This is a genomic window from Mesorhizobium sp. ES1-1, from assembly GCF_020164785.1.
Lineage (GTDB): Bacteria > Pseudomonadota > Alphaproteobacteria > Rhizobiales > Rhizobiaceae > Mesorhizobium.
Genome location: NZ_JAIUGX010000009.1, coordinates 69,682 through 82,136 on the forward strand (window position 1 = coordinate 69,682; position 12,455 = coordinate 82,136).

Annotated in this window: 10 protein-coding genes; 8 read left to right on the forward strand and 2 right to left on the reverse strand. The window is 62.9% G+C overall.

The window, feature by feature from the left end; translation table 11 throughout:
* Nucleotides 1-91 precede the first annotated feature (91 nt).
* On the reverse strand, nt 92-2,293 hold the full coding sequence (locus LB513_RS16620; RefSeq protein ID WP_224664590.1) for a caspase family protein: 2,202 nt from the start codon (nt 2,291-2,293) through the stop codon (nt 92-94).
* A 317-nt stretch (nt 2,294-2,610) separates the two neighbouring features.
* Here LB513_RS16620 and LB513_RS16625 point away from each other — a divergent pair, with 317 nt between their 5' ends.
* Nucleotides 2,611-3,015 carry a Fur family transcriptional regulator gene (locus tag LB513_RS16625; protein ID WP_224664591.1) on the forward strand — a complete coding sequence of 135 codons (405 nt, stop codon included), beginning with the start codon at nt 2,611-2,613 and terminating at the stop codon, nt 3,013-3,015.
* Nucleotides 3,016-3,095: 80 nt separating this feature from the next.
* On the opposite strand, the gene polA is transcribed toward LB513_RS16625, so the two are convergent.
* Entirely contained in the window at nt 3,096-6,023 is a 2,928-nt protein-coding gene (gene polA / locus LB513_RS16630) for a DNA polymerase I (protein WP_224664592.1), read from the reverse strand.
* A gap of 427 nt (nt 6,024-6,450) precedes the next feature.
* On the opposite strand from polA, the gene LB513_RS16635 reads away from it, so the two are divergent.
* The 7 genes from LB513_RS16635 (at nt 6,451) to LB513_RS16665 (ending at nt 12,367) form a co-directional block, all read left to right on the forward strand.
* A complete protein-coding gene (locus tag LB513_RS16635; protein ID WP_224664593.1) occupies nt 6,451-7,836 on the forward strand; it encodes a M20/M25/M40 family metallo-hydrolase in 1,386 nt (461 codons plus the stop codon).
* Nucleotides 7,837-7,950: 114 nt separating this feature from the next.
* Nucleotides 7,951-8,571 carry a ribonuclease D gene (locus LB513_RS16640; RefSeq protein ID WP_224664594.1) on the forward strand — a complete coding sequence of 207 codons (621 nt, stop codon included), beginning with the start codon at nt 7,951-7,953 and terminating at the stop codon, nt 8,569-8,571.
* An 82-nt stretch (nt 8,572-8,653) separates the two neighbouring features.
* Entirely contained in the window at nt 8,654-8,857 is a 204-nt protein-coding gene (locus LB513_RS16645) for a hypothetical protein (protein ID WP_224664595.1), read from the forward strand.
* 110 nt (nt 8,858-8,967) lie between these two features.
* Nucleotides 8,968-9,222 (forward strand): GlsB/YeaQ/YmgE family stress response membrane protein, encoded by a 255-nt coding sequence (locus tag LB513_RS16650; protein ID WP_224664596.1) that lies wholly within the window; start codon nt 8,968-8,970, stop codon nt 9,220-9,222.
* 25 nt (nt 9,223-9,247) lie between these two features.
* Nucleotides 9,248-9,394: a hypothetical protein gene (locus LB513_RS16655; protein WP_224664597.1), complete on the forward strand. Its 147-nt coding sequence runs from the start codon at nt 9,248-9,250 to the stop codon at nt 9,392-9,394.
* A gap of 35 nt (nt 9,395-9,429) precedes the next feature.
* A complete protein-coding gene (locus LB513_RS16660) occupies nt 9,430-10,344 on the forward strand; it encodes a hypothetical protein (RefSeq protein ID WP_224664598.1) in 915 nt (304 codons plus the stop codon).
* Nucleotides 10,345-10,372: 28 nt separating this feature from the next.
* Complete coding sequence (locus LB513_RS16665; RefSeq protein ID WP_224664599.1) at nt 10,373-12,367, forward strand: acyltransferase family protein; 1,995 nt, start codon at nt 10,373-10,375, stop codon at nt 12,365-12,367.
* Nucleotides 12,368-12,455: the final 88 nt, after the last annotated feature.

Below are 12,455 nucleotides of genomic sequence, written 5' to 3' on the forward strand. Positions count from 1 at the left end.
GCCTCGCTTGCTTGATCGAGCTGTCATGCGTTCAGTTGGAAATGTTCACCGATCCTGCCCGCCGTGCAAGGGCTGGCACCAGATGCCACGCTCAGGCGCGTGGCACCGTCTCCATCGGAAAGATCATCACGGCTCCTTTCGGGCCGCTCTTGTCGGCAAGCCGCATCACGGATCGGGTCGCGGGCGCCATGCCGATATCGGTCAGCATGTCCGAAAAGCTGGCCGAGCCCAGGCCGCGCGTCATCGCTGCGACGCCATCCTGCGCCAGGAAGCTCAGATCTTCCTTCTCGCTCTCCGGCGGGGCCTCGGTCAGCACGGCGACCATCCGTTCCATGCCGAAGCTGGTATCCGTGAAGGCGAGCAGTCCTTCCTCGAGCGTCGCCTTGGGGGCGAGGCGTTCGGCGACGATGTGGGTGATGGAATAGTCGCTGCCGACATACAGCACGTTGATATCGACAAGTTGGTCCGAGCTGTTCCTGGCCAGCACATGCACCTCGTCACCCGGCGAGACCCGAGGGACCGTGGATGGCTGCAAGGGCTCAAGGTCGTCCCTGTCGCGGCGCTTGACCTGGAATTGCACGTCGACGTCCTCGGGCTTGTAATCGGAGGCGGCCGCCAGCCGCGACAGCCCGGTGGCGCGGAAGATGGTGCGCAAGTTCCTTGTCACCGCATCGACCAGCTTATGGCGGTCATCGGCGTGGATAATGACCAGCGGTGGTTTGCCGCCATCCTTCAGCGTCACGTCTCCCGACGCCGGCAGGAACCAGAGCGCCGGCTTGTCGGTGGCGTCCTTGGCGGCGCCCTCGATGGCGTTCTCGCGCATCACCGCCAAGCGCAACTCGGCGCTCTTGCCTGGGCCGACCAGCTCGATGTTGAAGCCCGTTTCCTTGGCACCAGCCAGTTCGTCGAGAACCGAATTGACCAGCGCGGTTTCCTGCTCGAGTCCTTTTGAGGAGGCCGGGCGCGCCACGACGAGCTTGTAGTCGACGGCGATCTCGGCGACACGGGCGTAGGCATTGGCCGGAATGTCGGCGAGCTTGAGCGGCGGTTTCTTGTCGAACTCGGCCGGTTTGAGCCGGCTTTCCAAGTTCTTGGCCGACCGCACTTCGAGATAGCCGACCGCATCGGACAATGAAGACAGCGCCGAAGGCAGGATGGCGAGCTTGCTGCCGGGCGTGAGCCTATGCAGCAGTCCGGCGCCAATCGTGATATCGCCGTCCTTGATGACAATGGGCCACTGCATGACCGCGTCCGTCCTGTCGGTGCCGAAGACGCGTGCGTCGAGTTCGCCCTCGAACAGCGGCGTCGGCCGGGTGCGGCTGTCAGCCGAATATTGCTGCAGCACGGCCTGGCCGAGCTGGCGATAGGTGACGGCGGGATTTTCGGCCAGTTTCGACAGGATGGTGAAGGTGAACAGGCCGAAGCGGGGTGCGTCCGTCACCCCCTTGGGCAACGGCATTTCCGGCGTCGTCTCGATTGTCTGGGCGGCATAGAAGGCGACCAGCTTGCCCTTGGTGATCGCCGCGGCCCCTGTCGGGCTCAGGTTGAAGGCAGGCTTGCGCGCGCCATCCTCATCCAAACCGCGCGATGCGGTGGCGACCGTGTCTTCATAGGCCTTGATGGCCGCAGCCCTGTCGGCTTCGTCGCCGCCGACCAGATCGGCGAATTCGACCTTTCGTTCCAGTTCATCGTCGACTTCGACGGCGCGTGTCGCGGTGCCGGAATGGCAGCAATCGAAGACGGCCCATACGAAGGCGCCCTTGTCGCGAATGGCGTCGAGCGCGTCGCCGATCTCGTTATCGACCAGGGCATTCGGCACGCCGGCCTCGCGATTGACCCATTTTTCGATGTCGACGGGCAGGAAGATCTCGTCGAGCCCGTCGGTTTCGTCGCCCTTGACCCGTTGCGGCTGCTGGGCCCCATGGCCCGACAGATGCAGGTAGACGAAATCGTCCCGCTGCACCTTGGCGGCTAGATCGGCCAAGGCTGCCTTGATCGCCGCATGGGTCGGCAAGCCCTTGGCGCCGGGCACGTCCTTGGCCAGCAGGGTGACGTTCTCCGGCGCAAACCGGACCGGGTCCGGCACATTCTTCAGCAGATATTCATGCACCAGGCCGGCATCGTTCTTCGGCCCGATAAGCCAATTCCTCTGCGGCAGGGCAGGATATTCGGTGCAGGCGATCAGAAGCGCATGATAGGTGCGCGATGCCGCTCGGGCACGGAATGAAACCGTGCCAGCAGCCACCAGCGCGGACGTGCCGACAAGCAGCGTCCGGCGTGTCAATTTGATCATTAGTGCTTCCCCAAGCCCGATCGAATTCCCAAGCAAGGCCACCCTTGCGGAGAATTTTGTCAGTATTTTGAATTGTGCGCCCGCGATCAAGCCCGTGCCGGGCTTTAATCCAGCCGGTCAAGCCAAATCGCTCACATTCCTTACGGGCTACGCAAGAGCAGCTAGCACTGACGTCGGCGCGCCGGACGGCATTCAGCCCAAATGACAACGGCGTCATCGCCTTTGTCAGGCGCGGACAGTAGCAAAAATACAGGTTCGTCGCTATCTGAGGAGATAGGCGATGATCGCAGGCTACGCCGGGCAGGTTGGACAGGATAATGGGCTCAAGGGAAGTTCTGACGAAGAACCAGCAGTGCGTACTCGAGAAACTCGAGGCCGCCAGTGGGCCGCTCAGCGCCTACACCTTGCTCGACCAGTTGCGCGAGCGCGGCTTCCGCGCACCGCTGCAGGTCTACCGTGCCCTCGATACTCTGGTTAAGTCGGGCTTTGTGCACCGGCTGGAGAGCATCAATTCCTTCGTCGCCTGCGCCGAGCCGCATGACCACAGCCATTCGATGACCGCATTCGCCATTTGCGACACATGCGGCCAGGTGAACGAGATGTCCGACCATGATGTCGGCCACAGGCTCGACGATTGGGTCCGCTCCACCGGATTCGCCGCCAAGAGGGCGGTCATCGAGTTTCGCGGGACGTGCGCGAAGTGTTTGGCGCAAGCGGCCTAAGGCCGCCCTTCGTTATCCTAGGGTCAGCGCTGCATTGATTGGCTCCTTGCTTCGCCCTTGGATAACGAAGCGGAGGAGCCTCAATGCGCCTCGTCCCAATTGCTGGCGGCGCGGGCGTCGACATGGAGTGGGACCGACATCGAAACCGCCGGCATTGCCGCGTTCTCCATGACATGGCGAACGACCGGGATGGTCGCCTCGATCTCCGCCTCCACCGTCTCGAAGATCAGTTCGTCATGCACCTGCAGCAGCATGCGGGCCGAAAGCTTTGCCTCTTCAAGCGCATCGTCCATGCGGATCATTGCGCGGCGGATGATGTCGGCGGCCGTACCCTGCAGCCGGGCATTGATCGAGGCCCGTTCGTTGAAGGCACGCAGGGACGGGTTGGAAGACCTAATATCGGGGTAGTGGATGCGGCGCCCGAAGATCGTTTCGACGAAGCCATGCTCGCGGGCATAGGCCTTGGTCTCCTCGATGTAGTCGCGGATGCCGGGAAAACGCTCGAAATACTTCTTGATGTAGGTGCCGGCCTCTTCGCGTGGGATTGACAGCTGGTTAGCCAGGCCGAAGGCGGAGATGCCGTAGATGATGCCGAAATTGATCGCCTTGGCGCGACGCCGGACTTCCGACGGCATGCCTTCGACCGGTACGTTGAACATTTCGGAGGCGGTGATGGCATGGATGTCGGCGCCGTCGGCGAACGCCTGCCGCAATTGCGGGATCTCGGCGACATGCGCGAGCACCCGCAACTCGATCTGGCTGTAGTCGGCCGAGACCAGCCGGTGGCTCTTGTCGGTTATGAAGGCGGTCCTGATCTTGCGACCCTCGGCCGTGCGGACCGGAATATTCTGGATGTTCGGATCGGATGATGACAGACGGCCCGTCGTTGTCGCGGCGAGGGCAAAAGACGTGTGCACGCGCTTGGTGTCGGGATGGATGAAGCCCGGGAGCGCATCCGTATAGGTCGACTTCAGCTTGGTCAGCTGCCGCCAGTCGACGATCTTGCGCGGCAGTTCATGGCCTTCGGCGGCCAGATCCTCCAACAGTTGCGCCGAGGTGGACCATTGCCCGGTCTTGGTCTTCGAGCCTCCGGGCAAGCCCATGCGCCCGAACAGGATGTCGCCGAGCTGCTTGGGCGAACCGATGTTGATGCGCTCGCCGATCAGCTGGTAGATTTCCTCTTCCAGCCGGGCAGCGCCCTGCGCCAGTTCGCCGGAGAGCCGTGACAGGATCTGCCGGTCGACCGAGATGCCGCGCTGCTCCATGCGCGCCAGCACCGGCACCAGCGGGCGCTCGAGCCGCTCATAGACCGATACGAGGCCCTTGGCGGCAAGCCGCGGCTTCAGCACCAGCCACAGCCGCAGCGCCAAATCGGCATGCCCGGCGGCGTAGGCAGTCGCCTTGTCCATTTCCACCTGTTCGAAGCCGACGGAGCTTTTGCCAGACCCGGCCAGTTCCTTCAGCGTGGTCGGCGTGTGGCCAAGCCATTTTTCCGAAAGGGCCGCCAGTCCATGGCCGCCCGACGTGCCGGCGTCGAGCACGTAGGAGATCAGCATCGTGTCGTCGAAGGGCGCGATTTCGATCCCGTGGCGGCTCATGACGACGAGGCTGGATTTCAGCTCCTGCGCGATCTTGAGAACCGACCTGTCTTCCAGCAGCGGCTTCAACAAGGCGAGCGCTTCGCGCACCGGGATTTGGTTGTCGATCGCCCCGCCGCCCAGCAGATCCCCGCTTCCGCTCCTGTGCGTGAACGGCACATAGGCGGCTCGGCCCGGCGCGATGGCCATGGCAAAGCCGACGAGTTCGGCCCGCATCGGATCCGAAGAGGTGCCTTGGGCCTCGAAGGCTAAGACACCGGCTTCCCTTGCCTCTGCGATCCATGCCTTGAGTGTCGCTACATCGCGAATGGTGGTGTAGGCAGACGTGTCGATCTTGCGGGCCGTTGCCGCTTCCAACCGCAGGGCCGCGAGCAGGGAAGGGGCGTCGCCCTGCCTCGGCGTCTCAGCACTGGCCTCATCCGGATCGGCCCCGGGCCGCGCTCCGGCCCCGACGTCCGGCCCATGCGCATTGTCGGCGCGCTCGACGGTGACGGAGACCGCCTGGACGCCGCCGGCCTCGGTGCCGGTCGCTTCCGCCACACGGCGCGTCAGCGAGGTGAATTCCATGGTTTTGAGGAAGCCGATGAGTTTTGGCCCATCCGGCGGGTGCAGGATGAAATCGTCGAGCCCTTCGCTCACGGGCACGTCGTCCTTCAACGTCACCAACTGGCGCGAAATGCGCGCCTTTTCGGCATTGGCGATGATCGATTCCCGGCGCTTTTCCTGCTTGATCTCGCCGGCCCGGGCCAGCAGCGTGTCGAGATCGCCGAACTGTTCGAGGAGCTGCGCCGCGGTCTTCGGGCCGATGCCGGGAACGCCGGGAACGTTGTCGACGGAGTCGCCGGTCAACGCCTGCAGGTCGACCATCTTTTCCGGCGTCACGCCCCATTTCTCGATGACTTCGGGGATGCCGATCTGGCGATCTTTCATCGGGTCATACATGCCGACAGTGGGGCCGACGAGTTGCATAAGATCCTTGTCGGAGGAAATGACGGTGGTGTCGCCGCCCGCTTCACAGGCGAGCTTGGCATAGGTGGCGATCAGGTCATCCGCCTCGTAGCCTTCGATCTCGACGCAAGGCAGGTTGAACGCCCTTGTCGCTTCGCGGATAAGGCCGAATTGCGGGATCAGGTCCTCCGGCGGCGCCGAGCGGTTGGCCTTGTAGTCGGGGTAGAGATCGTTGCGGAAGGTCTTTGAGGAATAGTCGAAGATCACAGCGAAATGCGTCGGCACGATGCCGACCTCGGTGTTGCGGGCATCGAGCATCAGCTTCCACAACATGTTGCAGAAGCCGGAAACCGCGCCGACCGGCAGGCCGTCGGATTTGCGGGTCAGGGGAGGCAGCGCGTGGTAGGCGCGAAAGATATAGCCGGAGCCGTCGACAAGGAAGAGATGATCGCCTTTTTTCATGCTCGCAGGGATAGCGCGGCAAGACGGCTTGGTCCATGCCAAAGGCGCCTGCGGCCGTCGGTTCGGGCAACACCCTGACACGCTCTGACAGGCCTGTTTGCTCACGTCCATGTTACGAAACTGTAATTTTCGTGCCCTTGAAACGCCACGGTCCCAGACACAAATAGACGTCATCGGCAGTTTTCGCCGAGTCCGGAGCAAGGCCCGTCCCCCGCCTATCCCGGACAATTGCGGCAGCCTATCCCCCTCTCCGGGCTGCCGCATCGTTTCGAGTAGAAGGCCGCCGTGGTTCCCCCTCCACCACGGCGGTCCTTTTTTTGATATCCGACAGCTTTGGCGGCCTTGGTCCAATCGTCCCGGGCTTTTCGTTTGCCCGCCCAGCCTTTACGGTCCGGCATCAAAAGCACCGTGTCGAAAAGGCTCCAGAATGTCCCCAGTTTCCCTCGTCCTCGATCGGCTCGACAGCAATCTCGACCAGAGTCTGGAACGCCTGTTCGGCCTGCTTCGGATCAAGTCGATCTCCACCGACCCGGCTTATGCCGCCGCCTGCCGCGAAGCTGCCGAGTGGCTTGTCGCCGATCTCAAGCAGATCGGGTTCGACGCCGCCGTTCGCGATACCTCAGGCCATCCAATGGTCGTGGCGCATCATGACGGCCCAGCCGGCGCGCCGCATGTCTTGTTCTACGGCCATTATGACGTGCAGCCGGTCGATCCGATCGAATTGTGGGAAAGCGATCCGTTCGCCCCCGCGATCAAGGAGGTCGGTCCCGGTCACAAGGTGATCACCGGACGCGGCTCGGCGGACGACAAGGGCCAGTTGATGACCTTCGTCGAGGCTTGCCGCGCCTGGAAGCAGGTGCATGGCAATCTGCCGTGCCGCATCACCATCCTGTTCGAGGGCGAGGAGGAGTCCGGCTCGCCTTCGCTGAAGCCTTTCCTGGAAGCCAATGCCGAAGAGCTCAAGGCCGACTTCGCGCTGGTCTGCGATACCGGCATGTGGGATCGCAACACGCCGTCGATCTGCGTCGGGCTGCGCGGCCTGGTCGGCGAGGAGATCACGGTCAAGGCCGCGGACCGGGATTTGCATTCCGGCCTCTATGGCGGCGCCGCTGCCAATCCGATCCGCATCCTGGCCAAGGTTCTGGCCGATATTCATGACAAGGACGGCCGCATCACTATTCCGGGCTTCTACGAGGGTGTCGAGGAAACGCCATCGCAGATCCTGAAATCGTGGGAGACGCTCGGCGAGACGGCCGAAACCTTCCTTGGGCCAGTCGGACTGTCGATCCCGTCCGGTGAAAAGGGCCGCTCGGTGCTGGAACTGACCTGGGCGCGGCCCACGGCCGAGTTCAACGGCATTATCGGCGGCTATACCGGCAAGGGCTTCAAAACGGTGATCGCGGCGGAAGCATCGGCGAAAGTGTCCTTCCGCCTCGTCCACAAGCAGGACCCCAACAAGATTCGCGACGCTTTCCAGAAATTCGTCGAGGAACGAATTCCGGCCGACTGTTCGGTGGAATTCCACCCGCATGGCGGCTCGCCGGCGATCCAGCTTTCCTACGACTCGCCGTTCCTGGCCAAGGCCAAGGATGCGTTGTCGGACGAATGGCCGAAGCCGGCCGTGACGACCGGCAGCGGCGGCTCGATCCCGGTGGTCGGCGACTTCCAGACCTATCTCGGCATGGAATCCCTGCTGGTCGGGTTCGGCCTCGACGACGACCGCATTCACTCGCCAAACGAGAAATACGAACTCAGTTCCTTCCACAAGGGTCAGCGGTCCTGGGCTCGCATTCTCGACGCGTTGACGCGCTGAGCGGCGTTTTCCTGTTGATTTTTGGGAGGATCGCAGCGAGGACGGGCCATGAGATCAAAGCATTTCGGCGTCCCTGCGTATCGCGGGACGCCGCAGGCTCGACCGGAGAAGACAATGGCCGATATCCGTTTCCACAAGCATGATCTGCCCGACCTGTCGCGCTACAATGTCGAGGCGGTGGCCATCGATACCGAGACGCTCGGATTGAACCCGCATCGCGACCGATTGTGCGTGGTTCAGATCTCGCCCGGCGACGGCACCGCTGACGTCATCCAGATCGCGCCGGGTCAGAAAGAGGCGCCGAACCTGGTCAGCCTGCTGAAGAGCCAGGGCGTGACCAAGTTGTTTCATTTCGGCCGCTTTGACCTCGCCGTGCTCTACAATGCGTTCGGGGTGATGCCCGAGCCGGTGTTCTGCACCAAGATCGCCTCGCGGCTGACCCGCACCTATACCGACCGGCACGGGCTGAAGGATATCTGCCTGGAGCTTCTCGGCGTCGGCCTTTCCAAGGCACAGCAATCCTCCGACTGGGCGGCGGAGACGCTGTCGCCCGAGCAACTCGAATATGCCGCTTCCGACGTGCTTTATCTGCACCGGCTGCGCGACGTGCTGGCCGGGCGTTTGGCGCGCGAGGGGCGAAGCAAGGAGGCCGACGCCTGCTTCCGCTTCCTGCCGACGCGTGCCAAACTCGACCTGATGGGTTGGGACGAACAGGATATCTTCGCCCACAGCTGACGGGGCAGCCAACCGTCTGCGCTGGATAGAGAAGCCGGTGAACTCCGTTCGCCCGCTTGTGATGGTCGTGAAAGGGAATGAGATGGAAGATCGAAAGCCCATGTCGAGCGCGCCGACCGATGGCTCCAAGGTCACGGTCATGTGGAAGGACGGTGACGGCGTCGTGAATGAATCCATCGCGCAATATCGCGATGGCGGCTGGTGGGTCTATACCGCCAGCGACACCCAGAAAAAGGTCGAGCCGACCAGCTGGCGACCGGCAGCCGGCGACGATGATGATCAGTAGGCGCGCCGCTGGCAAGGCCGGCCGCTTTCGCATAGCCTGAACGCGTTGTAACCGGGGCCGATTCGGAGCTTCCCGCTCCGCGCTCGCCCACTTGCTCGGAGGAACTCGCCATGGGCGTCGAAAGCCTGCTCGTCTTCATCATCATTGGTGCCATTGCCGGCTGGCTAGCCGGTCTCATCGTGTCGGGTTTCGGCTTCGGCCTGATCGGCAACATCATCGTCGGCATCGTCGGCGCGTTCATCGCCGGCTTGCTGTTCCCGCGTATCGGATTCTCCATGGGCGGAGGCGTTCTCGCCGCGATTGTCCACGCCACCATCGGCGCCATCATCCTGCTGGTGCTGGTCAAGGTCCTGAAGCGAGCGTGAGGCTCGACAAACGAAAGAGCGCGCCATGAAGCAGAACACACTCTATCTCCTCCTTGGCGCGCTTGTCGTCGTGGTCATCGCGCTCGGCATCTATGTCTACCGCGAACAGACCAAGCCCCAGGGCGTCGAACTCAAGATCGACGACAAGGGCATTTCGATCCAGCAGAACTAATTCGCCGGTGTCTGGTGGATCCGGAAGGGCGTGAGATGGCAACCTCCGATGTCCCGGAGGACGATGACGGGTCCAGGATCACCGTGGCCGAATGGGAGAGGCTGAACCGGCCGCCCCGACGCGCAGCGTTCCTGCGTTATCACTGGCGAACCTTTCGGTTCCTGAGGACACCGGCGACGGTCAGCGAATTGCGGGGGAAACAGCAGGCGTTCCGCGAGGCGGTCATCGCCAGCGTCGCCTTCAACCGGCCTGACGTGATCGAATGGCAGATCCACCTCGTGCGTCGGTATCTGGCCGAGCATGAAAGCTATATCGTCTTCGACAACAGCAAGAAGCAGCAGGCAAGGGACGCGATCCGCGACCTTTGCCGTCGCCATTCAGTCCCCTATGTCGCCCTGCCTGCCAACAGGCTGGTGGTGAGCCGATCGCACGGCCAGGCGCTCAACTGGATCGTGCGGAATTTCCTGCCGCGGTTCGGGCCGAAAGTCTTCGGCTTCATCGACCATGACATCTTCCCGAAAGAACCGTTTTCGGTGGCCGAGAAGTTGCGAGGCAAGAGCGTCTACGGCAGCGTTCGGCGCGACACGCCCACGCCCGGCGGTTGGTTCCTGTGGCCGGCCTTCAGCTTCTTCGACGGAAGCCTGCTGCGGTTGCCGCTTGATTTTGCACCGAGCTACGCGTTTCGCATGGATTCAGGCGGCGGCAACTGGCCGGTGCTCTACAGGTCGATCGATCCGGCGCTGGTTCGGTTCGCTGAAGTGACACCGGTTCGCCACGGTGTCGGAGATGATACATCCCAAGACTTCTTCATGTCGATCGATGGCTGGCTGCATGTCACCAACGCCTCGAACTGGAGACGACAGGAGATTGACAGGAGCAAACAACTTGTTGCCTTGCTGCGGCAAGCCGGCGGTCCAGACCAGCCGGACGTCAAATTCGAGCCGATTTGAAACGATCGGGGATAGGGCCTGATCTTCGATGGCAGCCAGCCTTGATAGCAAGCGTAACCAGGGACTGCGGCCCGAGATTCAAGGGTTGCGCGGCTTGGCCGTCGCGCTTGTGGTGGTGTTCCACATCTGGCCCGCAACGCTTCCCGGTGGCTATGTCGGGGTCGACGTGTTCTTCGTCATCTCTGGCTTCCTCATCACCGGCCTGCTTGCCCGCATGGCATTGCTCGAGGGCCACATCTCGCTGATGGCTTTCTATTCGCGACGTGTGCGGCGATTGCTGCCGGCGGCGCTGCTTACCCTCCTCGTCGCGCTTGCCGGAACGCTGGTCCTGCTGTCCAGCGCGCGGTGGGAGGAGACGGCCACGCAGGTCGCCGCGAGCGCTCTCTATGCGCAGAACTGGCGGCTCGCCTGGCAGGCTGTCGACTATCTCGGCGCCGAAGAGGCGGCGAGCCCGGTGCAGCATTTCTGGTCGCTGTCGATCGAGGAACAGTTCTACATCGTCTGGCCGATGCTTATGATGGCAGTGCTTTGGCTGGCAAGCCGCTTCAGACTGTCACCGAGAGGCGCATTGCTGGGGGCGCTGGCCGTGGTCTTCGCCGGATCGCTGTCGGTCTCGGTGTTCGTCACCCGCAGCGATCCGGCTGGAGCCTATTTCTTCACCCACACGCGGCTTTGGGAACTGGCGCTCGGGGGCCTGCTGGCGCTGGCGGCTCCCGATCTTAATGGGGACACCGGGCACAAGGCGGCATTGCCGCTTCGCGCCGCCATGCAGGCGGCGGGTCTTGCCGCCATTGGCGCTTCGGCGCTTTTCTTTTCCGCCGCGACGCCCTTTCCGGGTGCGTATGCATTGCTGCCGACATTGGGAAGTGTGCTGGTGATAGCGGCCGGCGACATCCACCCAGGCCGGTTCCGCGGGCTCCATTCCGCGGTGCTTCGCTTTGTCGGCGACCGGTCCTATTCGATCTACCTTTGGCACTGGCCGCTGATCGTTTTCTATACAGCGCATCGTCCCGTCATCGGGCTGGCGGCGGGCCTTGGCCTGATCGTGCTGACGCTGGCGGTCTCGCATCTGTCCTACCGGTTCGTCGAGCAGCGCTACCGCCGGCCGCGGTCGGACACGGAATGGAAGCCGCTCGCCCATGGCGCGCTCGCCGTCGCGGTCTGCGTGATGGCGGCGGGCGGTCTGAACTACGCGCTCGACAGGCAAGCCATCGATACCAGCCTGATCGGGACATCGGACTATCCGGGACCCGCGGCACTGCTTGCCAACGCTGTCGTTCCGCCCGGCGTTGAATTGCTGCCCTCGCTTGGCCAGCTGAAGCGTGACGTGCCGATCGTCTACCGGCTGAAGTGCCATCAGGAACAGAGCAGTATTAGAGCCGTAGGCTGCATGCTCGGCGATCCAAACGGCACTACCACCATCGTCGTCGCCGGCGATTCACACGCCGCGCAGTGGATTCCGGCCATCGATAGGATCGCCAAGGATCGCAAGTGGAAGCTGATCACCTTCACCAAGGCGGCCTGCCCATTTACCCGCGCGGCGGTGAAGGACAACGGCAAGCCTTACGAGGCTTGCGCGAAATGGCGCGATAATGTGCTCGCCGAGATCAGGCGACTGCGACCGGATCTGATGTTCACCAGTCAATCCCGCTATTCCAGCACTCCGGAGCCGGAGATGATCGAAGGCCTGCGCAGCATCTGGGCAGAGTTGAACGAACAGGGCGTGCGCGTCATCGCCATCCGGAACACGCCCTATGTCAAGTTCGACCCGGGCGACTGCCTTGCGGCCGATCCCGCCAAATGCGTCACGGTCCGCAAGGACGTCGAGGCAGGCAATGTGCTCGCCGTTGCCGCTGCTCCATTGCCGGGGGTTCGTGTCGTCGACCTGAACGATGCCCTGTGCAGCCGGGAGACATGCAATGCAGTCGTCGGCAACATCATTGTCTGGCGAGATGTGCATCATATGACGGCGACCTACGCGCTAGCGCTTGCGCCCTCCCTAGCGAAGGCCGCGGGCCTCTAGCGCAAGTTACTGTGCAGCGCCTCGATCTTTGTGACTTAACGCGCCTTTAAACCGCCGCATCTACTCTTCAACCCGGACGCCATTGGGA

What these genes read in the sequence shown, in the direction of transcription:
- LB513_RS16620 (WP_224664590.1), bottom strand. Translation starts at nt 2,293, where the DNA reads ATGATCAAATTGACACGCCGGACGCTGCTTGTCGGCACGTCCGCGCTG.
- LB513_RS16625 (WP_224664591.1), top strand. Translation starts at nt 2,611, where the DNA reads ATGGGCTCAAGGGAAGTTCTGACGAAGAACCAGCAGTGCGTACTCGAG.
- polA (WP_224664592.1), bottom strand. Translation starts at nt 6,023, where the DNA reads ATGAAAAAAGGCGATCATCTCTTCCTTGTCGACGGCTCCGGCTATATC.
- LB513_RS16635 (WP_224664593.1), top strand. Translation starts at nt 6,451, where the DNA reads ATGTCCCCAGTTTCCCTCGTCCTCGATCGGCTCGACAGCAATCTCGAC.
- LB513_RS16640 (WP_224664594.1), top strand. Translation starts at nt 7,951, where the DNA reads ATGGCCGATATCCGTTTCCACAAGCATGATCTGCCCGACCTGTCGCGC.
- LB513_RS16645 (WP_224664595.1), top strand. Translation starts at nt 8,654, where the DNA reads ATGGAAGATCGAAAGCCCATGTCGAGCGCGCCGACCGATGGCTCCAAG.
- LB513_RS16650 (WP_224664596.1), top strand. Translation starts at nt 8,968, where the DNA reads ATGGGCGTCGAAAGCCTGCTCGTCTTCATCATCATTGGTGCCATTGCC.
- LB513_RS16655 (WP_224664597.1), top strand. Translation starts at nt 9,248, where the DNA reads ATGAAGCAGAACACACTCTATCTCCTCCTTGGCGCGCTTGTCGTCGTG.
- LB513_RS16660 (WP_224664598.1), top strand. Translation starts at nt 9,430, where the DNA reads ATGGCAACCTCCGATGTCCCGGAGGACGATGACGGGTCCAGGATCACC.
- LB513_RS16665 (WP_224664599.1), top strand. Translation starts at nt 10,373, where the DNA reads ATGGCAGCCAGCCTTGATAGCAAGCGTAACCAGGGACTGCGGCCCGAG.